Here is a 23072-nt window from a genome sequence, read left to right as displayed (position 1 = left end):
TGGCGGCCCGCGCCCGGAAGGCTGGGCATCCCGGTGCGTTTCGGTATAAGGCGCGGCGTTCCCCCGGATGAACCGAGTCGGGCGCGGGTCTGCCCCGCTCCGCCGCGGATTCGCGTTCCGGAATCGGCCCTCCAGATCCCGAACCCTTCATGCGACATGCCGTCTACGGCTTGCCGCCGATGGACCTCGCCGAGGTTCCCGGCGATGCCGTCCAGTACTCTCCCCTGATCCCCGGCGCGGCCCGGTTGGAGGATTTGTCCGAGAACAGCCTCGACGCCGCCACCGTGCTGGCGCCGCCCGGCACGATCGAGCGGCGCTACGTGCTCGCCCAGGTCCTGCGTGCCCTTGGGCCGGGCGGGCGCATGGTCGCCCTGGCGCCGAAGGACCGGGGCGGCACCCGCTTGGCCAAGGAACTGGCGACTTTCGGCTGCGTGGCCGCCGATCAGCCGCGCCGGCATCACCGGATCTGCACGACCGAGCGCCCGCAGGATCCCGCCGGCCTCGCCGAGGCGATCGACGAGGGCGGTCCGCGCCACGTGGACAACCTCGCCCTGTGCACCCAACCCGGTATCTTCTCCTGGGACCGGCTGGATCCCGGCACGGCGCTTCTCCTGGCAAATCTGCCGGTCTTGAAGGGCCGGGGTGCCGATTTCGGTTGCGGCCTGGGCATCCTGTCCAGGGCGGTGCTCGCGTCCGACGCGGTGACTGCGGTGACGCTGGTGGAGATCGACCGACGGGCCGTCGAGATGGCGCGCCGCAACGTCGCCGACCCGCGCGCGACGATCCACTGGGCGGATGTGCGCGCGCCCGACGTGGTGCCAGATCTTCTCGATTTCGTCGTCACCAATCCACCCTTCCACGAGGGCGGTGCCGAGGACCCGTCCCTCGGGCGAGCGTTCATCGCGCGGGCTCGCGAGGTGCTGCGGCCGGGCGGCACGCTCTGGATGGTGGCCAACGCGCACCTGTCCTACGAGGCCGCTCTGCGCGAGGTGTTCCGGGCCGTCACCGTCGCCGTGCAGGCGAACGGCTACCGCGTCTACGAGGCGCGCCGGTGAGCGCGGCAAAATCGGTCCGGCTCGACAAGCTGCTGGCCAATCTCGGCTACGGCTCGCGGCGCGAGATCCAGGGCCTCGCCCGGTCCGGCGCGATCCGCCTCGACGGCGCGGAATGGCCGGAGGCCGGCGATCGGATCCCCCTCGATCCGGATCTGCCGCAGCGACTGACGATCGACGGGGTGCCCCTCGATCCGCTGCCTGGCCTCTGCCTCATGCTTCACAAGCCTCTGGGCGTGACCTGCTCGCACAAGGAGGCGGGTCCGCTGGTCTACGGGCTTCTGCCCGAGCGCTGGCGCCGCCGCGACCCGCCGCTCTCGACGGTCGGGCGGCTCGACAAGGACACGTCGGGCCTGCTGCTCCTCACCGATGACGGCGCGCTCCTGCACCGGATCATCAGCCCGAAGGCCAGCGTGGCGAAGCGCTACCGCGTGACTCTCGACCGACCGCTGAGCGGCCGGGAGGCCGGGGTCTTCGCCTCGGGGACGCTGATGCTGGAGGGCGAGGAGCGCCCGCTGCTGCCGGTGGGTCTCGATGTCGAGGATGAAACGCACTGCGCGGTGACGCTGACCGAGGGCCGCTACCATCAGGTTCGCCGGATGTTCGCCGCCGTGGGCAACCACGTCACGGCCCTGCATCGGGACCGGGTCGGCGGTCTCGCCCTGCCGACGGATCTGGCGGCGGGGGGCTATCGCGTCATGACCGCCGCCGATGTGGCGGCGGTGTTCGCGGGATTGTGACGCGTCCGGGTGAGCACCGGGCGAGAGCGCCGGGCGCGCCGCCCCGGCCTTGGCTTCGCTAAGACCTCCGCTCGGTGCGGTAAGAGCTCTCCGTTCCACTGGAGGGGTCTAGACGCGTCCCGGAGCGTCGACCGCGACGGTCACGGCGTCCACCATCGCGACCGCCGGCGCCGCGCTGCGCGCCGTGAAACCTCTCCGCGGTGGTGAATGGAGGCGGCATCGCGACGGCTCTCCTGCTAGACCCGGTTCGCATTCCGCGGACGCTGCAGGTGCCCGGCAAGGGACGGGGACGCGGCGCTCCCGCTTCCCTTCCGGGACAGCCGAACCGCACTGGACGGCGATCGGAGGCCCGGCACTGGACCCGTCGCGACCGGACCCCGGCCCGTCATGGCGGGTGCGGAACGCGGCACCGCTCCGCGCCTTGCCTTCGCACCCGCCCTCTGCTAAGCGCCCGCCTATCCCACACGCGGAGCCGGCCTCATGCCTGAATGAGGCGTTTCCGGTGGTCGTCCGAGATTTCGGCCGGCTGCATCCCTCCGCGGCGGATCCAACCGGAGAGTACAAAGACATGGCCGTCGACTTTTCTATGCGTCAGCTCCTCGAGGCGGGCGCCCATTTCGGTCACCAGTCCCACCGCTGGAACCCGAAGATGCAGCCGTACATCTTCGGCACGCGCAACAACATCCACATCATCGACCTCGCCCAGACCGTCCCGGCGCTGCACACGGCGCTGCAGGCGGTGAGCGACACCGTCGCCAAGGGCGGCCGCGTGCTGTTCGTCGGCACCAAGCGCCAGGCGGCCGACACGATCGCCGAGGCGGCCAAGCGCTCGGCCCAGTACTACGTCAACTCCCGCTGGCTGGGCGGCATGCTCACCAACTGGAAGACCATCTCGGGCTCGATCTCGCGCCTGCGGAAGGTCACCGAGACCCTGGAGACCGGCGGTCCGGGCCTCACCAAGAAGGAGCGCCTGATGCTCTCCCGTGAGAAGGAGAAGCTCGAGAAGGCGCTGGGCGGCATCAAGGATATGGGCGGCGTGCCCGACCTGCTGTTCGTGATCGACACCAACAAGGAGCAACTGGCGATCAAGGAGGCGAACCGCCTCGGGATCCCGGTGGCCGCGATCGTCGACACCAACTGCAATCCGGACGGCATCACCCACATCGTCCCCGCCAACGACGACGCGGGCCGGGCCATCGCGCTGTACTGCGACCTGATCGCCAAGGCCGCCATCGACGGCATCTCGCGTGCCCAGGGCTCGTCGGGCATGGACCTCGGCGCCTCCGAGGAGCCGATGGCTGAGGAGCTGCCGGCGAACGACGACGCGGCCGTCTCGGTCGAGTCCGACGCCCTCGATCCGGCCGACGTGGCGATGCTCGCCGAGTCGACCGAGCATTTCGAGCTGCTCGCCGCCCCGCGCGGCGCGCCGGACGACCTGACCAAGCTCAACGGCGCCGGCCCGCAGATCGTGCAGAAGCTCAACGATGCCGGCATCTATCACTACTGGCAGCTTGCCGCGATGACCGCCGAGGACGTCGCCAAGGTCGATGCCGACCTGAAGCTCAACGGCCGCATCGACCGTGATTCGTGGGTCTCGCAGGCCCGCGGCTTCGTCGAGGCCGCTGCCGCGGCCTGATCCATCGGGGATGTCGCGGCGGCCCCGTCATCGGGCTGTCGCGGTTCCAGCCATACCGGGCCCGGCCGCTCACCCGCGCGCCGGGCCTCTCTCATCCAGACCGTACGAAAGGGACCGCCATGGCCAACATCACCGCCGCGATGGTGAAGGAGCTCCGGGAGAAGACCGGCGCCGGCATGATGGACTGCAAGGGCGCGCTCAACGAGACGCAGGGCGACATCGAGGCCGCCGTCGACTGGCTGCGCAAGAAGGGTCTCGCCAAGGCGGCCAAGAAGGCCGGCCGCGTCGCGGCCGAGGGCCTGGTCGCGGTCGAGTCGGCCGGTCATCACGCCGCGGTCGTCGAGGTGAACTCCGAGACCGACTTCGTCGCCCGCAACGACGCATTCCAGGCCTTCGCCCGCGAGGCCACCAAGATCGCGCTCAACACCGACGGCACTCTGGAAGGTCTCCAGGCCGCCCACTTCCCGGGCGCCACCGAGACCGTCTCGGAGAAGCTACAGGCTCTGATCGCCACCATCGGCGAGAACATGAACCTGCGCCGCGTCGCCAAGCTCCAGGTGAAGAAGGGCGTGATCGCCTCTTACGTGCATAGCCAGATCTCCGAGGGTCTCGGCAAGATCGGCGTGCTCGTCGCGCTCGAGTCCGAGGGCGATGTCGACGCGCTCTCAACGCTCGGTCGCCAGATCGCCATGCACGTCGCGGCGACCAACCCGGTGGCGCTCGATGCCTCGGGCGTGGACACCGCCACGGTGGAGCGCGAGTCCAACATCCTGCGCGAGAAGAACGCCGGCAAGCCGGACTACGTCCTCGCGAAGATCATCGAGAGCGGCCTGAAGAGCTACTACAAGGAGGTCACACTCCTGGAGCAGCCCTTCGTGCACGATGGCTCGAAGACGGTCAGCCAGGTCCTTAAGGAGGCCGGCTCCAAGGTCGGCGGCCCGGTCGCCCTGACGGGCTTCGTCCGCTACGCGCTGGGCGAGGGCATCGAGAAGGAAGAGGGGCCTGACTTCGCCACCGAGGTTGCCCAGCAGGCCGGCCGCGCCTGACGGAGGACGCCCGGCCGCGGCCGGGCCCTGACGCTATCGACCCCGTCCGGCGCTCCCCGGGCGGGGTTTCTCGTTTTCCGCCTCCCGGAGACGTTCCGCTCCGCATCGTGTTGCGGCGCACACGCCGTTTTGCGGCACTGCGCTACATCGTGTGTATGCCTTTGAAACCCTTCTCCTACCTGATGATCGGCGTGTTCGCGTCCGGCCTCGTCATGACCGTCCTCGGTGCCGTGGGAGTCCTGACCGGCAGCTGAAATCGGGCGCCGGCATGCCGTTGGTCATGCCGGCGCCTCACCTGAGAGCGGATCGCCCGCTCATCGGTGCATTCGGGGGGCGCGTTGTCGCGCCTCAGCCGACGGGATCGATTCGAACCCCTCGACGCGGCTCCTGTCCCTGACGTAGAAGCCTCCCGCTTGCGCGGAGCGGGATGGAGCCGGAAAGCCCGATGCCGGATACGACACCGTTTCGCCGAATTCTGCTGAAGCTGTCGGGCGAGGCTCTGGCCGCCCCGGACGGCTACTGGCTGCACCCGCCGACGCTGGCGGCTCTAGCCGAGGACATCGCCCGCACCATCGAGGCGGGGGCCGAGATCGCCATCGTGGTGGGCGGCGGCAACATGATCCGCGGCGCGCGGATCTCGGCGGCCGGCTGGATCGACCGGGCCACCGGAGATTCGCTCGGCATGATGGCCACCGTGATGAACTCCCTGGCCATCGAAACGGCGCTCAACGCAGCGGGCGTCCAGGCCCGGACGATGTCGGCGGTGTCGATGCCGACGATCTGCGAGACCTATGCCCGCCAGCCGGCCCTGCACCATCTCGACAAGGGCCAGGTCGTGGTCCTGGCCGGCGGCACCGGCAACCCGTTCTTCACGACCGATACCGCCGCGGTCCTCCGCGCCGCCGAGCTGCGCTGCGACGCGGTGCTGAAGGCGACGCAGGTCGACGGTGTCTACTCGGCCGATCCCAAGAAGGATCCGACCGCCACGCGCTACGATCGCATCACCCACGACGAGGCCATCGCCCGCGACCTCAAGGTGATGGACACCGCCGCTTTCGCCCTGGCCCGCGAGAGCCGGCTGTCGATCCTGGTCGGCTCCCTCCACCCCCCGAGCTCGATCGCCACGATCCTGTCGGGTGAGGCACCCTCGACCCTCGTGGCCCCCTGACGGGTCAACTCCACCCGCGCGGTGCGAGGCCATCCTCCCGAGCGGGCGGACGGCGTAATGGGGCAAGGTCCGATGACAGCTCTTGCACGGGCCACGATCTGAGGCGGGCTCAGGGATCCGGACGCCTGGTAGCGCGGAAGTCCGGGACAGGATTCCGAGGTTCTGGCGCGCTCCGGGTGCCTCGGACGAGGGCGGCTGGCACGGGGAGATCCGCCTGTTGGCGCCTGCGGCGAGGAGCCTAGGCGTCACACCCGCCCGTTCCACCGGTTGCACCCTGCCTGAGCTCCCGACGAGCGGAAGACGGTTTGCGGCCCCGAAAAAATTCGTCCATTGAGGCCGCGATTGCCCGCGCCGGGCTCAAGACGACGTCAGACGTGTCGGGACGACCATCATGGCCACACCGGAATTCGACCTCAACGACATCAAGCGCCGCATGCAGGGCGCGGTGTCCTCGCTCTCGAAGGACCTCGGGTCGCTGCGCACCGGGCGCGCCACGCCCTCGCTGCTCGACCCGATCCAGGTCGATGCCTACGGCTCGATGATGCCGATGGCGCAGGTCGCCACCGTCAGCGTGCCGGAGCCCCGGCTCCTGTCCATCTCCGTCTGGGACCGCAGCATGGTCACGGCCGTCGAGAAGGCGATCCGCGAATCCGATCTGGGCCTCAACCCCCAGACCGAGGGCCAGACCATCCGCCTGCGCATCCCAGAGATGAACGAGCAGCGCCGCAAGGAGATGGTCAAGGTCGCCCACAAGTATACCGAGGAGGCCCGCGTCGCCGTCCGTCACGTCCGCCGGGACGGCCTCGACCACCTCAAGAAGCTCCTGAAGGACAGCGCTATCTCGGAGGACGACGAGAAGCGTCAGGCCACCGACGTGCAGAAGGCGACGGACCAGACCATCGCCGAGATCGACGGCGTGCTGGCCTCCAAGGAGAAGGAAATCATGCAGGTCTGAGGCACAGGCCGAGACCCGCGTGACCTCCGCTGCCGCTCCGGCCGCGCGTCCCAAGGGGCGGCGTGAACTCTGGCTGCGCGTCGCGTCGGGCCTCGTGCTCGGAGCCGGCGTGCTGGCCGCCCTGGTCTATGGGGGCTGGCCCTTTGCGGGGATCTGGCTCGCCGCCGGAATCATCGGCTTCGCCGAGTGGATGGTGATGAGCCGCACCGAGCCCCGCGAGGTGTTGATCGCCCTCGGTGCAGCGACGCTGGGCGCGCTGCTGCTCTGCCAGCGCGGCGAAGCTCCGGCACCCGCCTGCATCGCGGTGCTGCTGCTGGGAGCCGCCGCCTGCGCGACGGTGGCACGGACCGGGCGCGGTAGGCTCCGCGCCTTCGTCGGCTTGCTCGGTGCGGCCGCGATCGCGGCGGTGCCGGTGGCCCTGCGCGACGATCCCGCCATTGGTCTTGTCGGGCCGGCCTGGATGTTCGCGGTGGTCTGGTCCACCGATATCGCCGCCTACTTCGCCGGCCGGAAGATCGGCGGCCCGAAGCTGATGCCCCGGGTGTCGCCCAACAAGACGTGGTCTGGGGCCCTCGGGGGCCTGCTGGGCGCTGTTGCGGCAGGGACCCTGGTCCCGGTGGTCGCTGACCTCACCGGAATGCCTCTGCCCAGTGCCGCGTCCCTGCCGGTGGTGGCCGGCGTGAGCGCGCTCGCCTCGGTCCTGAGCCAGGCTGGCGATCTCATCGAGTCGGGCCTCAAGCGCCGCTACGGCGTGAAGGATTCCGGCAAGATCATCCCGGGCCATGGCGGCGTCATGGACCGGCTCGACGGATTCTTCGCGGTCGCCGTGCTGGCGGCCCTCTATCTCGCCCTGCGCGGGGGCGGTCTGATCGCGTGACGATGAGGGAGTTGAACCCGTGACCCAGATCGTCACCGTCTTTGGCGCCACCGGCTCGATCGGCCGCTCCACCGCCGACCTGCTCGCCCAGCATGCCGACCGGTTCCGCGTCGGCGCCCTGGTCGCCGGCAAGGATCCCGTCGCCCTGGCCAAGGTCGCACGCGAGCTGAACGCCTCCTTCGCGGCCCTCGCCGACGAATCCGCCGGCCCGGCGCTCGCCGAGGCCCTGTCGGGATCCGGGATCCCCAACGGGGCGGGGGAGGGCGCGGTCATGGAGGCTGCCGCCCGGGATGCCGACATCGTCGTGGCGGCCGTGAGCGGCGCCGCCGGGCTGAAGTCGACCCACGCGGCGCTCCGGCTGGGCCGGACGGTCGCGCTCGCCAACAAGGAAAGCCTCGTCTGCGCCGGCGACGCCTTCATGCGCGACGCTGCGCGCTACGGCGCCACGATCCTGCCGATGGATTCCGAGCACGACGCCCTGAGCCAAGCGCTCGCCGGGCGGCCGCTCACCGACGTCCGCACCATGATGATCACGGCCTCGGGCGGCCCGTTCCGCACCTGGACCCGGGAGCGGATCGCCGCCGCCTCGGCCGCCGAGGCCGCCGCCCATCCGACCTGGTCGATGGGCATGAAGATCAACATCGATTCGGCGAGCCTGATGAACAAGGGCCTCGAGCTGATCGAGGCGCACCACCTGTTCGGCATCGAGCCCGAGCGCCTCGACGTCGTGGTGCACCCGCAATCGGTGATCCACGGGATGGTCTACTGGCTCGACGGCGCCGTGACCGCCGAACTGGCGCTGCCCGACATGCGGGTGCCGATCTCCCACTGCCTCGGGCTCGGCGACCGGCTCACCATCGAGCGGGGGCGCCCCCTCGACCTCGTGAAGCTCGGGTCGCTGACCTTCGAGGCGGCGGACGAGGCGCGGTTCCCGTGCCTGCGGATCGCCCGGGCGGCGCTGGCTGCCGGCGGCGCGGCGCCGACCGTGATGAACGCGGCCAACGAGATCGCGGTGGCGGCCTTCATCGCGGGCCGGATCGGTTTCTACGGGATCAACGACTTGGTCGAGCGCGCCTGCTCACACTTCGCCGGGCAGTACCGGAGCGCGCCGGCCGACGTGGACGAGGCCCTCGCCATCGACGCCCACGTGCGGGTCTGGAGCGCCGAAGCCCTGCCGGAGCTGCGCGCCGCGGGTTAGGAGCGGCGGTCGCGCCTCAGCGCACCGGCGCGTAGGCGGCGAGGAATACCCGCACCGCCTCGGCGGTCTGGAAGCGTCTTCGCGCCTCGTTCGCATCGCCTCCGGCGGCGAACAGCATGCGCGTGAGCAGACCGGCCAGGCAGAGATGCAGGAAGTGCTGGGCCGCGAGGGTCGTGTCGGCGATGCGCAGCCGGCCGCCTTTCACCTGCACGTCGAGATAGGCCGCCAGCCGCGCCACGCCGCGGGCCGGGCCGGCCTCGTAGTAGACCTGCCCGAAATGCGGAAACTTCTCGCAGACGCCGATCACCATGCGATGCACCGAGATGTGCTCCGGCCGGGACATCTCGGCGAGGAAGCTCATCCCGAGGCGGGTGAGGACGGCGGGAATATCGGTATCCTCCGGGTCGAAGGTGAACAAAGTCTCGGCCAAGCTGATCTTCTCTTGAAGGATCAGGGCCTCGAACAGCGCTTCCTTGCTGTCGAAATAGACGTAGAGGGTGCCCTTCGAGACGCCGGCGGCGCGGGCGATCTCGCCCATGCTCGCCCCGTCGTAGCCGGCCGAGAGGAAGACGGTCCGCGCGCCCTCCAAGATTTGGCGGCGCTTGTCACTCTCTTGTGCGGTTGTACCCCGCTCCAAAGCTGCACCCTGCGCCATCGTCCCGCCAGCGTCCGAGACGCCGCCCTGCTTGACCGAACCGTTCGGTCAACATAACCTGCGGCCAATTCGGATTTGCGTCAAGGCGCGTCCGCTTTGTTGACCGAACGGTTCGGTCATTCAGCGAGGCTTCGAAATGTCCCTGCGCGAGGATGCCGATCGGCCGACCCCGGTGGTCGACCTTGGCGACGACGAGCGCGCCGAGACGCCGGCCCGGCCCGCGGCCGTCTCACCGCCGGTGGCGGCTCCGGCGCAAACGGGCCTCGCGCCGGCGCGCAAGCGTCCGCTCCGCCGGGCCGTCCTGCTCGCCGCCCTGGCTCTCGCCCTCGGCGGCGGCGCCTATGCGGGATGGCAATGGTGGACGGTCGGGCGATTCTTCATCGCGACGGACGACGCCTACGTTCAGGCGGACATCTCGGTCCTGGCCGCGAAGGTCTCGGGTTATCTCGAGGCCGTCCCGGTCGTGAACGGCCTCTCGGTCAAGAAGGGCGACATCATCGCCAAGCTCGACGACGGCGATTACCGCCTTGCGCTCCAGGCGGCGCAGGACAAGCTCGCCACGCAGGAGAGCACCATCCAGCGGATCGCCCGTCAGGCCGAGGCCGCGCAGGCGCAGGTCGCCCAGGCCGCCGCGCAGCTCGACGCGACCCGCGCCGATGCCGTCCGGGCCCAGGCGGATTTCGCCCGGGCGACGCAGATGCAGGCGGATTACGTCGCCAAGTCGCGCATCGATCAGACCCGGGCCGACCGTGACCGGACCGAGGCTTCCGTCAAGGCGATGGAGGCCGGCTTGGTCGCGGCCCGCGCCAACGTCGACGTCCTCTTGGCGCAGAGGCGCGAGGCCGAGAGCCTCGCGACGGAGCTGCGCACCGCCGTCGACCGGGCCAGCCGCGACCTCGGCTTCACGGCGATCCGCGCGCCCTTCGACGGCGTGGTGGGCAACAAGGCGGTGGAGGCGGGCGCCTACGTCGCGCCGGGCACCCGGATCGCCGCACTGGTGCCGCTACAGAGCGTGCGCATCGACGCGAACTTCAAGGAGACCCAGGTTCAGCGCATGCGCCCCGGCCAGCCGGTCACGGTGACGATCGACGCCTATCCGGACCGGGAGATCGAGGGCGTGGTGGAATCCTTCTCGCCGGCCTCCGGCTCCGTGTTCAGCCTGCTGCCGCCCGACAATGCCACCGGCAACTTCACCAAGATCGTCCAGCGCCTGCCGGTTCGCGTCCGCGTGCCCGAGACCGTCGCCCGCGAGGGCCTGCTGCGGCCCGGCCTCTCGGCGGTGGTGCGGGTCGATACGCGCGCCGGCGCGGACCGTTCGGTGCTTGACCGGGCCGCCGGCGAGCGGCCGGTCACCACCGCAAGCCGCTGAGGCGCGCCGTGTCCGCCGCTGCCGCCACCGGGCCGGCCGGGATACAGGCTCCCGCGGCCGATCCGCCGATGGATCGCCGCCGTCTGATCGCGTTCCTCTGCATGGTCTTCGGGATGTTCATGGCGATCCTCGACATCCAGATCGTCTCGGCTTCCCTCAACGAGATCCAGGCCGGCCTCTCGGCCTCGGGCGACGAGATCCCCTGGGTCCAGACCAGCTACCTCATCGCCGAGGTCATCTCGATCCCGCTCTCCGGGACGCTGTCGCGGGTGCTGTCGACCCGCTGGATGTTCGCCATCTCGGCGGGCGGCTTCACCGTCATGAGCCTGATGTGCGCGACCTCCTCGTCCATCGGCGAGATGATCGTCTGGCGCGCGCTCCAGGGCTTCATCGGCGGCGGCATGATCCCGACCGTCTTCGCCGCCGCCTTCACGATCTTTCCGCCCTCGAAGCGGACCATCGTGTCGCCGATGATCGGGCTGGTGGCGACGCTGGCGCCGACCATCGGTCCCACGGTCGGCGGGTATCTCACCGACCTGATGTCCTGGCACTGGCTGTTCCTGATCAACGTCGTGCCGGGCATCTTCGTGACCGTCTCGACCTGGATGCTGGTGGATTTCGACAAGCCGAATTACGGCCTGCTGAAATCTTTCGACTGGGCCGGCCTCGCCTTCATGGCGGGGTTCCTCGGCTGCCTCGAATACGTCCTGGAGGAGGGGCCGAACCACGACTGGCTGCAGGACGAGGCGGTCTTCGCCTGCGCGATCATCTGCGCCGCATCAGGGGTGCTGTTCTTCTGGCGCGCCTTCACGGCGCCGCAACCGATCGTCGACCTGCGCGCCTTCTCCGACCGGAACTTCGCCAGCGGCTGCGTCGCGAGCTTCGTGCTGGGCATCGGCCTCTACGGGCTGACCTACGTCTATCCGGTCTACCTCGCGCGCGTGCGGGGCTACTCGGCGCTGATGATCGGCGAGACGATGTTCGTCTCCGGCCTGTGCATGTTCGCCACCGCGCCGATCGCCGGACGATTCTCCGGCAAGGTCGATCCCCGCCTCATGATGGGGATCGGATTCGCGGGATTCGCCTGCGGCACCTGGATCGTCACCGGCCTCACCAAGGACTGGGACTTCTGGGAACTGCTGCTGCCGCAGGTGCTGCGCGGCTGCTCGCTGATGCTGTGCATGATCCCGATCAACAACATCGCCCTGGGTACGCTCCCGCCGGCCCGGATGAAGAACGCCTCCGGGCTCTACAACCTGACGCGCAACCTCGGCGGCGCGGTGGGTCTCGCCCTGATCAACACGCTGCTGAACGACCGGTGGGACCTGCACCTCGCCCGGCTACACGAGCGCTTCACCTGGGCCAGCACAGCCGCGGTGGAACGGCTCGACTCCCTGCAGCGCGGCTTCGACTCCTTCGGCAGCGCGGCCCCCGGCATGGCGCTGAAGGCCATGACCAACACGGTCAGGATCCAGGGCCTGGTGATGGCTTTCGAGGACCTGTTTCTGACCCTGACCGTGCTGTTCCTGGCGATGGCCTGCGCGGTTCCGCTGGTCCGGCGCCCGCAGGCGGCGGGCGGCGGCGGCGGTCACTGAGCGGGGCGCCACCGCGACAGCGGGGATTGCGGGGACATCACCCGGCCTGACAGCAGGAGCCGAACTGTCGGGCCCTCGGCCGCGTGACCTTCGCGACCGGCGCACGGGATTGCGTTGGCAGTCGGCCGCACCGATCTGCTAAACAGGCTGGATAGTCGGCCCGCAAGGCCGGCGCGGATACGGCCAGGAAACGGCTCATGGACTTCCTCAACGCGATGGGCGGGACCGCCGGCGGCTTCTTCGGCGCCGTGATCCCGTTCCTGTTCGTGCTCACCGTCGTGGTGTTCGTGCACGAGATGGGCCACTTCCTGGTCGGACGCTGGTGCGGCGTCGGCGTCCACGCTTTCTCGCTCGGCTTCGGCCCGGAACTGTTCGGCTTCAACGACCGCCGCGGCACGCGCTGGAAGCTCTGCGCCATCCCGCTCGGCGGCTACGTGAAGTTCCACGGCGACGCCAACGGCGCCAGCATGCCCGACCCGGAAACGGTCGCCCGGATGAGCCCGCAGGAGCGGGCGATCAGTTTCCCGACCCAGCCCGTGGCCAAGCGCGCCGCGATCGTCGCCGCGGGACCGGTGGCGAACTTCATCCTGGCGATCCTGTTGTTCGCCGGCGCGATCTGGCTCGGGGGCCGCTACGAGCTGCCCGCCCGGGTCTCGTCGGTGGAGCCCAACAGCGTCGCGGCCCAGGCCGGCTTCCAGCCGGGCGACGTGATCACCGCCATCGACGGCGAGAAGATCGGCGACTTCAATGCCATGTACCGCACCGTCACGGGCAGCGCCGGAACGCCGCTGACCTTCACGGTGGAGCGCGAGGCGCAACCGATCACCATCCAGGCGACCCCGGCCACCTTCGAGGAGAAGACACCCTTCGGCCGTCACCGGATCGGACGCCTCGGCATCCGGTCGCCCGCCGGCTCGGAGGCGCGGCTCGTCCGCTACGGGCCGCTCGACTCGCTGAACCTCGGGGTCAAGGAGACCTACTTCGTCGTCGAGCGGACCTTCTCGTATCTCGGGAAGCTCGTCACTGGCCGCGAGTCGGCCGATCAGCTGTCCGGCCCGATCGGGATCGCCCGCGTCTCGGGCGAGGTCGCCAAGACCGGCGGCGTCGGCGGCCTCGTCGGCCTCATCGCGCTGCTCTCGGTGTCGATCGGCCTTCTGAACCTCTTCCCAGTGCCCCTGCTCGATGGCGGCCACCTGCTGTTCTACGCCTTCGAGGTCGTCCGCGGCCGGCCGCTCAGCGAGCGGGCCCAGGAGATCGGTTTCCGGATCGGCCTCGCCCTGGTCCTGATGCTGATGCTGTTCGCGGCCTGGAACGACATCCTCAATCTCGGCGCGTCCTGGCGGAACACCTGATCCGTCGGGGTCGAGGGCTGGCGCCGGTGATCCGACGTCGGTTCCGGTCTCCACCGGAAAGGATGCCCCATTCCTGCCGCGATCCCGCCCGCAGAGCGCCCGCTTGGGGACGCGGCGGTGACGCCGATCTCGGTTAAAACACGGTGAACGGCGGCGCACGCAGTCTGGAAAAGGGCTGCGGGCGCAGTTGTTTACGTGCGGTTCACCACGATCCGTGGTTTGCCCGCCGGCTGGGTGCAGCGTTAAGTGGCGCGAAGGCCACGACCCCCCAAAATCCCCTGACGATGGCCTCCCGCGCGTTTGCTTGGCAGGGGAATCCCGCTAAGAGCTACGCTTGGACCGAAGCCACGCTTGGACCAGGTGACGGGACGGCCGATCAACGGTCGCTCGTGACGGGCTAACCCCCGCGACCAGAACAGAAACGGGCGATTGCATGATGTCGTTGACGGGGAAGCACCGACGTAAGTCGGTGCGGAAAACCATCGTCCTAGTCACTGCGGGTCTTGGCGTCGTCCTGAGCGGGGCCGCCCAGGCGCAGCAGATCGTCGTCCAGGGCAACCAGCGCGTCGATGCCGACACGATCCGGTCCTACGTGACCGGGACGGCGTCCGGATCCGCCGAGGAGGCTCGGCGCAACCTGCTGGCGAGCGGCATGTTCTCGGACGTGCGCGTCGCGCAGTCCGGGGGGCGCACGGTGGTCACCGTACGCGAGAACAACCTGATCAACCGCGTTGTCTTCGAGGGCAACAAGAAGGTCGAGAAGGCCACCCTCGAGAGCCTCGTCGAGGCCAAGGCCCGCGGCCCCTACAGCGAGGCGATCGTCAACGCCGACCTCGCGCGCATCCGCGACGTGTACAAGCGCTTCGGCCGCGGCACCGCCAAGGTGACCTACCGGACCGTCGACCTGCCCAACGGCCGCGTCGACGTGATCTATCAGGTCGACGAGGGCGACAAGACCGGCATCATCTCGATCAACTTCGTCGGCAACAACGCGTATTCCGACCGGACGCTGAAGGGGCTCATGAGCTCCTCGGAGATGAACTTCCTCTCGTTCATCAAGACCTCCGACGTCTACGATCCCGATCGTATCACCACCGACCTCGATCAGGTCCGCCGCTACTACCTGAAGAATGGCTACGCCGACTTCCAGGTGGTCAGCGCCGACGCGCGCTACGTCGAGGGTGACTCCTCCGGCTACGTCATCACCATCACGGTGAACGAGGGCGAGCAGTACAAGGTCGGTGCGGTCTCGGTGGATTCGCGCCTGCCGGGCCTCGACACCACCCGTCTCGACGGCAACGTCTCGGCCTCCGTGGGCGACATCTACAACGCCGACGACGTGGAGAAGACGCTCAACAATGTCACCCGCGAGGTGAACCGCGCCGGCTATCCGTTCGCGCAGGTCCGCCCCACCGGCCAGCGCGACCCGGTGACCCATCAGGTCTCCCTCGGCTTCGTGGTCGAGGATGGCCCGCACGTCTACGTCGAGCGCATCAACATCCGCGGCAACACCCGCACCCGCGACTACGTCATCCGCCGCGAGCTCGATATCGCCGAGGGCGACGCTTACAACCGCGTCCTCACCGACCGGGCCGAGCGTCGGCTGAACGGGCTGGGCTTCTTCAAGAAGGTCCGCTTCTCGAACGAGCCGGGCTCCGCTCCCGACCGCGTGGTGATCAACATCGATGTCGAGGATCAGCCCACGGGCTCGTTCTCGGTGGCGGGCGGCTACTCCACCCAGGACGGCATCATCGGCGAGGTCTCGGTCTCCGAGTCGAACTTCCTCGGCCGCGGCCAGTACGTCCGCCTCGCCGGCACGGGTGGCCAGTACTCGCGCGGCGTCGACTTCTCGTTCACCGAGCCGTACTTCCTCGGCTACCGCCTCGCCGCCGGCTTCGACGCCTTCTACAAGTATTCCGACCTGACCCGGTACTCGCGCTACGAGACCACGGTGTACGGCGGCCAGCTGCGCCTCGGCCTGCCGATCACCGAAGAGTTCGGCATCACGCTGCGCTACTCGGTGTACAACACCGAGCTGAAGGTCCCGAACACCCTGAAGCGGCCGTACAACGACTGCTCGGTGCCGATCCCCGGCTACACGGCGACCTACGGTGCGGGCACGATCGACCCGAACACCGGCCGGAACATCGGCGGCCAGGCGGTCTACCCGAACTGTGCGTATGATGGCGAAGCCTCCATCGCCATCAAGGGTTCGCAGGGCAACACGCTGACCTCGCTGGCCGGCCTGACGCTCGCCTACTCGACGCTCGACGTAATCGGCGCCCCGCGCAACGGCCTCTACGCCGAGCTGAAGCCCGACGTGGCGGGCCTCGGCGGCGACTCGAAGTTCTTCCGCGTGACCGCCGATGCGCGGTACTACAAGGAACTCTTCGAGGACGTGGTGGGCTTCGTTCGCTTCCAGGGCGGCCATATCAGCGCCCTGAACAACGATCCGCTGCGGGTGACCGACCAGTTCTTCCTCGGTCCGTCGCTGGTCCGCGGCTTCGCGCCGAACGGCATCGGTCCGCGCGACGTCGGCATCGCCGACGCCCGCTCGAACGCGATCGGCGGCTCGACTTATGTCGGCGGTACGCTGGAAGTGCAGTTCCCGCTTCCTGCCGTCCCGCGGGACCTGGGCCTGAAGGGCGCGCTCTTCGCCGATGCCGGTACGCTGTTCGGCTATCACGGCCAGCGGACGTTCAACGTGAACGGCGACGCCTTCATCAACGGCATCTCGCCGCAGACCGGACGGTGCAACTTCAACGCCTTCACGATCGGCGTCGAGCCGGAATGCGTGAACGTCCGCGACACGGCCGCGATCCGCTCCTCGATCGGCGCGTCCATCCTGTGGAACTCGCCCCTCGGACCGATCCGGTTCGACTACGCCTACGCGCTGACCAAGGACGAGGGCCAGAAGGTCTTCGTGCCGGGGCTCAACAAGTACGGCTCGATCGGCAAGGATCAGACGCAGGCGTTCCGCTTCTCCGGCGGCTCACGCTTCTGATAAAAGGCTCCTGCGCCGGCCGGATCTTTCCCGGTCGGCGCGTTGTCGTGCATGTCAGATCCCATCTTCTTCATCGCCGCATCCGGCATCACCCTGTCCGAGATCGCGGCCGCCGCCGGCGCCTCCCTCCCGGAGGGCGCGGATCCGGAGCATCGGCTCGCGGGCGCCGCATCGCTGGAAAGCGCCGGGCCGCAGCACCTCGCCTACATGGACAATGCCCGGTACGGCGACGCGCTCGCCGCTACGCAGGCGGGCGCCTGCCTGGTCTCGCCCCGCTTCGCCGCGCGCTGTCCGGCCGAAACTGTCGCCATCGTCAGCCGCGATCCCTATCGCGCCTACGCGATGCTGCTCGGCCGCCTGCATCCCGACGCGCTGCGCCCGGGCTCGCAATTCGGCGCCCGCGGCATCGCGCCGGGCGCCCATGTCCATCCGGAAGCGCGGCTGGAGGAGGGGGTCACGGTCGATCCGGGCGCGGTGATCGGCCCCGATGCCGAGATCGGCGCCGGCACCGTGGTCGGCCCGAACGCGGTGATCGGGCCCGGCGTCCGGATCGGCCGGGACTGCGCGATCGGGGCGGGCACGACGCTCAGCCACGCGCTCCTCGGCAATCGGGTGATCCTCCATCCGGGCGCCCGGCTGGGGCAGGACGGCTTCGGTTTCGCCATGGGCGCCACCCACCTGAAGGTGCCGCAGGTCGGCCGAGTCATCGTCCAAGACGATGTCGAGGTCGGCGCCAACACGACGATCGACCGGGGCGCGTCGCGGGACACGGTGATCGGCGAGGGCACCAAGATCGATAACCTCGTGCAGATCGCCCACAACGTCGTGATCGGCCGGCACTGCGTGATCGTGTCGGGCGTCGGCATCTCGGGTTCGACCACGCTGGAGGATTACGTCGTCCTGGGCGGGCAGGTGGGCGTCGTGGGCCATCTGCGCATTGGCCGCGGGTCACAGATCGCGGGCTCGTCCAACGTCAACCGGGACGTCCCGCCGGGCAGCCGGTGGGGTGGAACGCCCGCAAAGCCCGTACGGGCGTGGTTCCGGGAACTGACGACGCTGGCGCGCCTCGCCGAGCGGTCGGGCAAGGCCGACACGGCCGAGGATTCGTGATCTGACGGCAGCCGCACGCCGGTCCGGACCCGAGGGCCGGCCCGCGCCATCCGTGGTCGAGGCCTCCGTGAGGATGATCCCGATCCGCCCTCCTCATCCCGCGGTACCGACGGCCATCCTTGGCGCGCAGTGCGCCGAAACCCTGTCATGGACGGGCTTCGGGTGCCGATCCGTCACCCGGAAGGCCTTGCATGTCCGGCGATTTCTTCCGAAGAGGGCGGTCCGTTCGTTGTCGGCGACCGGATGCCAAGCCGCCCGGAGCGGTACGTCGAGGTGCGGAATCTGATGAGTGAGGCGGCGCGCGAGACCGGCGGCGAGCTGGGCACAGCCGATATCCAGACGCTGCTGGAGCTGCTGCCGCACCGCTACCCGTTCCTCATGGTGGACCGCATCGTCGAGATCGACGGCGACGAATCCTGCATCGGCATCAAGAACGTCACGGCCAACGAGCCGCAGTTCATGGGGCACTTTCCCGATATGCCGGTCTTCCCTGGCGTTCTCCTGATCGAGGGCATGGCGCAGACGGCCGGCGCGATCTGCTGCCGACACATCCGGACGGATGAGCTGCGCACCAAGCAGGTGTTCTTCATGACCATCGACAAGTGCAAGTTCCGCAAGCCCGTCACGCCGGGCGACCAGGTGCGCTTCTACATGAAGAAGACGAACCAGCGCCGGACCATGTGGTGGTTTCGCGGCGAGGCCCGGGTCGACGGCACGTTGGTCGCCGAAGCCGAGATCGGTGCCATGCTGGTGACGGAGTGAGCGGCTCCCTGATCCATCCGAATGCCGTGATCGAGCCCGGCGCCCAGATCGGCGACGGGACCCGGATCGGCCCGTTCTGCCATGTCGGCCCCGAGGTGGTGATCGGCGCGGATTGCGAACTCATCAGCCACGTCGTCCTGTCGGGCCGGACGAATGTCGGGCCGCGCACCCGGATCTTCCCTTTCGCCTCGATCGGCCACCAGCCCCAGGATCTCAAGTACCGGGGCGAGGCCTCCACCCTCACGATCGGCTCCGACTGCCTGATCCGCGAGGGCGTGACCATGAATCCCGGCACCAGCGGCGGCGGTCTGGAGACCTCGGTGGGCGACCACTGCACCTTCCTGGCCAACTCGCATGTCGGCCACGATTGCCGGGTCGGCGCGCACGTGATCTTCTCAAACAACGTCATGCTGGCGGGCCATTGCTCCGTGGGCGACTACGCGATCCTCGGCGGCGGCGCCGCCGTGATCCAGTTTGCCCGGGTCGGCGCGCACGCCTTCGTGGGCGGTCTCTCGGGTCTGGAGAACGACTGCATCCCCTACGGGATGGTGCTCGGCAACCGGGCCACCCTGTCGGGCCTCAACATCATCGGGCTGCAGCGGCGCGGCTTCGCCCGCGAGGACATCCATGCCCTGCGGCGGGCCTACCGCCTGCTCTTCGCCCCCGAGGGCACGCTGATGGAGCGCGTCGAGGACGTGGCCGCGACCTTCGAATCCCACACGGCGGTTCGGGAGATCCTCGACTTCATCCGCAGCGGCGGCAAGCGCTCGATCTGTACGCCGCGCGAGCTCCCCACACCGATCAGCGCCGCCTGAGCCGCGCTGCCGTGGCGACGGTCGAACCCGGGCGCGAGCCGGCCCTCGTGTTGATCGCCGGTGCGGGGCGTCTGCCCGAACTCGTCGCGGAATCGCTGCGCCGGGCACGACGGCCGTTCCGCGTGATCGCCCTGCGGGGCTTCACGGGTCCGGCTCTGCGCAGCCGTGCCGACGCCACCGTCGATCTCCTGGATCTCGCCGCCACCCTGAAGCTTCTGCGCCGGTGGGGACCCGCCGTGGTCGTGCCGGCCGGCGGCGTTTCCCGTCCGAGCCCGGCCGCCATCCTCAACGCGGGCGCCGCGCTGCGCAACCGTGAGGTCCTGCGCGCGATCGCGAGCGGCGGGGACGACCGCCTCCTGCGCGCCGCCCTGACCCTCGTCGAGGAGGAGGGTCACCGGGTTCTCGGCGTCCACGAGGCGGCGCCGGACCTGCTCTGCCCGGAGGGTCCGATCGGGCGGCGCAAGCCGGATGCTGCGGCGGCGACCTCGATCCGCACCGGGCGCGGCGTGCTCGCAGCCCTGTCACCCTACGATCTCGGGCAGGCCGTGACGGTCGCGGGCGAGCGGGTGCTCGCCGTCGAGGGTCCCGAAGGCACCGACCGCATGCTGGCCCGCGCGCGCGCGCTCGGGCGCCGACCCTTCGGCCTGGGGCGGCCGCTCCCCGCGGCGGTGCTGGTGAAGGCACCCAAGCTGGGCCAGGACCTCCGCGTCGACCTGCCGGCCGTCGGGCCGCGTACGGTGCGCAACGCCGCCAAGGCCGGCTGCGTCGGCCTCGCCCTGGAGGCCGGCGGCACGCTGGTGATCGACCGCATCGCCACCGCCGCGGAGGCCGACCGCCTCGGCCTGTTCGTGATCGGCTACGGGAGCGCGCCGTGATGGCGGCCGGGCCGCGGATGATCTGGCTGGTCGCCGGCGAGGATTCCGGCGATCAGCTCGGCGCCAAGCTGATGCGGGCGTTGCGGGCGGCGGCGCCGGAGACCGCGTTCGGCGGGGTCGGCGGCGAAGCCATGGCCGAGGCGGGTCTCGTCTCCCTGTTCCCGCTCGATGACGTCGCGGTGATGGGCTACCTGCCGGTCCTCGCCCGGGCGCGGACGCTCCTGCGGCGCATCCGCGAGACCGTGGCGGCGGCGGTGCGCGCCCGGCCGGACGTGCTGGTGATCATCGACAGCCCGGGCTTCACCCACGCGGTGGCGCGCCGCGTGCGGAGAGCCGCGCCGGGCATTCCCATCGTCGATTACGTCTCCCCGAGCGTCTGGGCGTGGCGGCCGTGGCGGGCGAAGGGGATGCGCCCCTTCATCGACCACGTGATGGCCCTGCTCCCCTTCGAGCCCGACGCGCATCTGCGGCTCGGAGGACCACCCTGCACCTATGTCGGGCACCCGCTGATCGAGCGCCTGCACGATCTGCGACCGGCGGATCCGAAGCATCGGCGTCGCGACACGGTCCCGCACAGCCTCGTGGTGCTGCCCGGCTCGCGCCGGTCCGAGATCGAGCGGCTGATGCCGGTCTTCGGGCAGGCGCTGGATCGCGTGGGCCGCAGCGTGCCGATCGAGGCGGTTCTGCCCGCCGTCACGCGCCATCGCGCGCTGATCGAACGCCTCGCGGCGGGTTGGCCGCTGCCGGTTCGGATCGTCACCGGCGAGGCTTCGAAATACGCCGCCTTCCGGGGAGCCCGCGCGGCGCTCGCCGCCTCCGGAACGGTGACGCTGGAACTCGCGCTGGCGGGGGTGCCGATGGTCGTGGCCTACAGGGTCTCGCGGGCGGAGGAGTTCATCGCCCGCCGGCTCATTCAAGTCCCGAGCATCGTGCTGCCGAACCTGATCCTCGGCGCGAATGCGGTTCCGGAATTCGTCCAGGCGGAATGCGCCCCGGAGCCCCTCGCGCAGTCGCTGCTGCCGCTGCTGAAGGGTGGGCCCGCGCGCGACGCGCAGCTCGACGCGCTGGCTCAGATCGACGAGCGCATGCGGCTGCCGGGCGCCGATACGCCGAGCCGAGCCGCGGCGCGCATCGTCCTGCGTGCGGCGGAAGGGCAGGGCCGCGGCCTTGGAATCGGAGCGGGGCCCCTCTGACCGCTGCGGACCCGCCACCCGTGCGGGTGCAGCGAAGCGGTGTGGCGGGCGCCATCCATGTGGAGGTTGCGAGGCCCCCGTCACTGGACCGGCGAGGATGAGGATGGCGCACGCGACCGGTCGCGACGAACGACGACCGGGTGAAGCGGTCCGTCAGCCCGCGCGCCGGCTGCAGCGCACGTAGGAGGCGCTGCCGCGGCTGCTGGACCAGGTCAGGTGGTCGCCGTCCACCGTGAGGCGAACCTGGGACGACCAGCGCCGGCCGCGGTCGCTGCACTCGGCCGACGTGATCCAGGCGTTCCCGGCACGGCGCGTGTCGTGGAAGGTGCAGACCGTGCGGCCCGCCCTGGCGTGATCCTGGGTGATCGTCGCCGGGATGTAGCCCCGCCGCCGGGAGGGCGTGCCGCAGGCACCCGCCGTCGGTCCCCAGACCCCAGCATAATCGGGGGTGGCCGACGCGCTGACCTGGGCCGTGGCCGGAGCCGGCCTCGCGACGGGAGCGGGTATCGGTGCCGGAACGGCCGCCATGGGGCCTGGAGCGGGGACTGGGGATTGGGCAGGGGGTAGTGCTGCCGGAGCACCGCGGACGGGCGCATCGAGCAGGACCGCCCGGCGCGCGGCCTGCTGCGCAGCGGGCGCATCGCCGGCCGGCGTCACCCCGGCGGCCCCCTGGTTGCGGAACGGCATGTCCTCGGTGAGGTAGGCCGCGCTGTAGGCGAACAGGCCGACCCAGCCGGCGACGAGCAGCCCCGGCACGGCGTAACGCTGCCTGGAGCCGGGACGCGTCCCGCCGCCGGGTTCCGCCAACACCAATGCCCCCATGGTCGACCCCCGTCGTCCGGTCAGCGGCCGAAGATGCCCTTCAGGAACTGTGCCGTCCGGTTGCGCTTGCGCTTGCGGGCAAGCTCCGACGCGTCCTTGAGCCACGCGACCTGGACGACGCGCCGCTCGCCCTCGAACGGCTCGTGGCCGTGCCAGGAATTGTCGGCCCGCAGGAACGCGAACATCGTGCCCATGGTGGGCGGCACCTCGACCGCGAAGGGCGCGTAGTTGCGGCCGTCGTACAGGACCCGCAGGCGGCCGGCCGCCGGGGCGTCCCAGGCGTCGTTCATGTAGACGAGGAGCGTCAGCACCTTCGACGGACCGTCCGTGTGGATCGAACCGTACTTGAGCTGGCTGCGCCGCATGATCGTGGTCAGCCGCGGGCAGGAGACGAGGTCGATGCCGAACTTCTCGCCGAGGATCTTCGAGAACGCGTCGCTCTCCAGCTCATCGATCAGCGCCTTGAAGCGACCCTTCAGGGCGACCTCGTCCACCGTCAGGTAGCCGGGCTTGGCGATGTCCGGGAAGTCGCGGCGGATGTCGTCGATCGCTTCGGGGTTCAGGACGTTGCTGCCGAGGGTGTAGGCGTAGGGCTCGCGGGAGACCGGGGCGGCGCGCACCGCCGAGACGTCGAGGATCGAGAGGGCGGACATCGTTGGGGTCCCTTGGCTCCGGTAAATGACTCCGGCTCACGTCTCCGGCACGCCCCGCGCCTCAGGACGCATGCCGGAGGACCGGTCGGGCGGGTGTGCCGAGGCCGCCCGCGCCGGCCTCGGCGCGCGCGGAGGCGCGGCCCGTCGCGGCGGTCCCGGACCTCTCATAATCGGGCGATTGCGGCGGTCCCACGG

At 70.0% G+C, this 23072-nt stretch carries 20 protein-coding genes; 17 read left to right on the top strand and 3 right to left on the bottom strand.

The annotated features are described in order from the left end of the window. Positions 1-149: 149 nt before the first annotated feature. The 8 genes from MKK82_RS31600 (at position 150) to dxr (ending at position 8672) form a co-directional block, all read left to right on the top strand. Positions 150-1055, top strand: coding sequence for a class I SAM-dependent methyltransferase (locus MKK82_RS31600; RefSeq protein WP_243987939.1), 906 nt, complete (start codon positions 150-152; stop codon positions 1053-1055). Further along, positions 1052-1792 (top strand): pseudouridine synthase, encoded by a 741-nt coding sequence (locus MKK82_RS31595; RefSeq protein WP_238290299.1) that lies wholly within the window; start codon positions 1052-1054, stop codon positions 1790-1792. Before MKK82_RS31600 ends, MKK82_RS31595 begins: the two co-directional genes overlap by 4 nt. A gap of 568 nt (positions 1793-2360) precedes the next feature. Further along, positions 2361-3428, top strand: coding sequence for a 30S ribosomal protein S2 (locus tag MKK82_RS31590; RefSeq protein WP_238290300.1), 1068 nt, complete (start codon positions 2361-2363; stop codon positions 3426-3428). Between the two features lie 119 nt (positions 3429-3547). Continuing rightward, complete coding sequence (gene tsf, locus MKK82_RS31585; RefSeq protein WP_243987937.1) at positions 3548-4474, top strand: translation elongation factor Ts; 927 nt, start codon at positions 3548-3550, stop codon at positions 4472-4474. A gap of 445 nt (positions 4475-4919) precedes the next feature. After that, positions 4920-5642: a UMP kinase gene (gene pyrH / locus MKK82_RS31580; protein ID WP_238290302.1), complete on the top strand. Its 723-nt coding sequence runs from the start codon at positions 4920-4922 to the stop codon at positions 5640-5642. A gap of 391 nt (positions 5643-6033) precedes the next feature. Then, positions 6034-6597, top strand: coding sequence for a ribosome recycling factor (frr, locus tag MKK82_RS31575; protein WP_238290303.1), 564 nt, complete (start codon positions 6034-6036; stop codon positions 6595-6597). 19 nt (positions 6598-6616) lie between these two features. Further along, complete coding sequence (locus tag MKK82_RS31570) at positions 6617-7474, top strand: phosphatidate cytidylyltransferase (protein ID WP_238290304.1); 858 nt, start codon at positions 6617-6619, stop codon at positions 7472-7474. 19 nt (positions 7475-7493) lie between these two features. After that, on the top strand, positions 7494-8672 hold the full coding sequence (gene dxr, locus MKK82_RS31565) for a 1-deoxy-D-xylulose-5-phosphate reductoisomerase (RefSeq protein ID WP_243987936.1): 1179 nt from the start codon (positions 7494-7496) through the stop codon (positions 8670-8672). Positions 8673-8688: 16 nt separating this feature from the next. Here dxr and MKK82_RS31560 read toward each other — a convergent pair whose 3' ends face one another. Next, the gene (locus MKK82_RS31560) at positions 8689-9327 is read right to left on the bottom strand and encodes a TetR/AcrR family transcriptional regulator (RefSeq protein WP_238290306.1); all 639 of its coding nucleotides are present in this window, start codon (positions 9325-9327) and stop codon (positions 8689-8691) included. A 136-nt stretch (positions 9328-9463) separates the two neighbouring features. Between MKK82_RS31560 and MKK82_RS31555 the strand changes: the two genes are divergently transcribed. From MKK82_RS31555 to lpxB, 9 genes are all read left to right on the top strand, one after another. After that, complete coding sequence (locus tag MKK82_RS31555; RefSeq protein WP_238290307.1) at positions 9464-10696, top strand: HlyD family secretion protein; 1233 nt, start codon at positions 9464-9466, stop codon at positions 10694-10696. A gap of 68 nt (positions 10697-10764) precedes the next feature. Then, on the top strand, positions 10765-12291 hold the full coding sequence (locus MKK82_RS31550; RefSeq protein ID WP_238290309.1) for a DHA2 family efflux MFS transporter permease subunit: 1527 nt from the start codon (positions 10765-10767) through the stop codon (positions 12289-12291). A gap of 197 nt (positions 12292-12488) precedes the next feature. Continuing rightward, the gene (rseP, locus tag MKK82_RS31545; RefSeq protein WP_238290310.1) at positions 12489-13643 is read left to right on the top strand and encodes an RIP metalloprotease RseP; all 1155 of its coding nucleotides are present in this window, start codon (positions 12489-12491) and stop codon (positions 13641-13643) included. Between the two features lie 433 nt (positions 13644-14076). Continuing rightward, positions 14077-16647, top strand: coding sequence for an outer membrane protein assembly factor BamA (gene bamA, locus MKK82_RS31540; RefSeq protein WP_238290311.1), 2571 nt, complete (start codon positions 14077-14079; stop codon positions 16645-16647). A 51-nt stretch (positions 16648-16698) separates the two neighbouring features. Beyond that, positions 16699-17757 (top strand): UDP-3-O-(3-hydroxymyristoyl)glucosamine N-acyltransferase, encoded by a 1059-nt coding sequence (lpxD, locus tag MKK82_RS31535; RefSeq protein ID WP_238290312.1) that lies wholly within the window; start codon positions 16699-16701, stop codon positions 17755-17757. A gap of 285 nt (positions 17758-18042) precedes the next feature. Next, positions 18043-18519, top strand: coding sequence for a 3-hydroxyacyl-ACP dehydratase FabZ (fabZ, locus tag MKK82_RS31530; protein WP_238290313.1), 477 nt, complete (start codon positions 18043-18045; stop codon positions 18517-18519). Then, positions 18516-19334, top strand: a complete 819-nt coding sequence (lpxA, locus tag MKK82_RS31525) for an acyl-ACP--UDP-N-acetylglucosamine O-acyltransferase (protein ID WP_238290314.1) — start codon at positions 18516-18518, stop codon at positions 19332-19334. The genes fabZ and lpxA overlap by 4 nt, the downstream gene beginning before the upstream one ends. A gap of 11 nt (positions 19335-19345) precedes the next feature. After that, positions 19346-20209, top strand: coding sequence for an LpxI family protein (locus MKK82_RS31520; protein ID WP_238290315.1), 864 nt, complete (start codon positions 19346-19348; stop codon positions 20207-20209). After that, positions 20209-21402, top strand: a complete 1194-nt coding sequence (gene lpxB, locus MKK82_RS31515; protein WP_238290316.1) for a lipid-A-disaccharide synthase — start codon at positions 20209-20211, stop codon at positions 21400-21402. The genes MKK82_RS31520 and lpxB overlap by 1 nt, the downstream gene beginning before the upstream one ends. 153 nt (positions 21403-21555) lie before the next feature. On the opposite strand, the gene MKK82_RS31510 is transcribed toward lpxB, so the two are convergent. Together MKK82_RS31510 and MKK82_RS31505 are read right to left on the bottom strand one after the other, a co-directional pair. Further along, positions 21556-22158 (bottom strand): peptidase inhibitor family I36 protein, encoded by a 603-nt coding sequence (locus MKK82_RS31510; RefSeq protein ID WP_238290317.1) that lies wholly within the window; start codon positions 22156-22158, stop codon positions 21556-21558. Between the two features lie 86 nt (positions 22159-22244). After that, entirely contained in the window at positions 22245-22877 is a 633-nt protein-coding gene (locus MKK82_RS31505; protein WP_238290318.1) for a 2OG-Fe(II) oxygenase, read from the bottom strand. Between the last annotated feature and the right edge of the window lie 195 nt (positions 22878-23072).

Origin of the sequence: Methylobacterium sp. E-046, from assembly GCF_022829625.1 — a bacterium.
GTDB lineage: Bacteria > Pseudomonadota > Alphaproteobacteria > Rhizobiales > Beijerinckiaceae > Methylobacterium > Methylobacterium longum.
The sequence above is the reverse complement of the archived record's forward strand: the minus strand, read 5'-3'. Positions and strand labels throughout refer to the sequence as shown.

Bases quoted from the DNA above. Each gene is read 5' to 3' on its own strand.
- MKK82_RS31600 (WP_243987939.1), top strand. From the start codon at position 150: ATGCGACATGCCGTCTACGGCTTGCCGCCGATGGACCTCGCCGAGGTT.
- MKK82_RS31590 (WP_238290300.1), top strand. From the start codon at position 2,361: ATGGCCGTCGACTTTTCTATGCGTCAGCTCCTCGAGGCGGGCGCCCAT.
- tsf (WP_243987937.1), top strand. From the start codon at position 3,548: ATGGCCAACATCACCGCCGCGATGGTGAAGGAGCTCCGGGAGAAGACC.
- pyrH (WP_238290302.1), top strand. From the start codon at position 4,920: ATGCCGGATACGACACCGTTTCGCCGAATTCTGCTGAAGCTGTCGGGC.
- frr (WP_238290303.1), top strand. From the start codon at position 6,034: ATGGCCACACCGGAATTCGACCTCAACGACATCAAGCGCCGCATGCAG.
- MKK82_RS31560 (WP_238290306.1), bottom strand. From the start codon at position 9,327: ATGGCGCAGGGTGCAGCTTTGGAGCGGGGTACAACCGCACAAGAGAGT.
- MKK82_RS31555 (WP_238290307.1), top strand. From the start codon at position 9,464: ATGTCCCTGCGCGAGGATGCCGATCGGCCGACCCCGGTGGTCGACCTT.
- MKK82_RS31550 (WP_238290309.1), top strand. From the start codon at position 10,765: ATGGATCGCCGCCGTCTGATCGCGTTCCTCTGCATGGTCTTCGGGATG.
- rseP (WP_238290310.1), top strand. From the start codon at position 12,489: ATGGACTTCCTCAACGCGATGGGCGGGACCGCCGGCGGCTTCTTCGGC.
- bamA (WP_238290311.1), top strand. From the start codon at position 14,077: ATGATGTCGTTGACGGGGAAGCACCGACGTAAGTCGGTGCGGAAAACC.
- lpxD (WP_238290312.1), top strand. From the start codon at position 16,699: ATGTCAGATCCCATCTTCTTCATCGCCGCATCCGGCATCACCCTGTCC.
- fabZ (WP_238290313.1), top strand. From the start codon at position 18,043: ATGAGTGAGGCGGCGCGCGAGACCGGCGGCGAGCTGGGCACAGCCGAT.
- lpxB (WP_238290316.1), top strand. From the start codon at position 20,209: ATGGCGGCCGGGCCGCGGATGATCTGGCTGGTCGCCGGCGAGGATTCC.
- MKK82_RS31505 (WP_238290318.1), bottom strand. From the start codon at position 22,877: ATGTCCGCCCTCTCGATCCTCGACGTCTCGGCGGTGCGCGCCGCCCCG.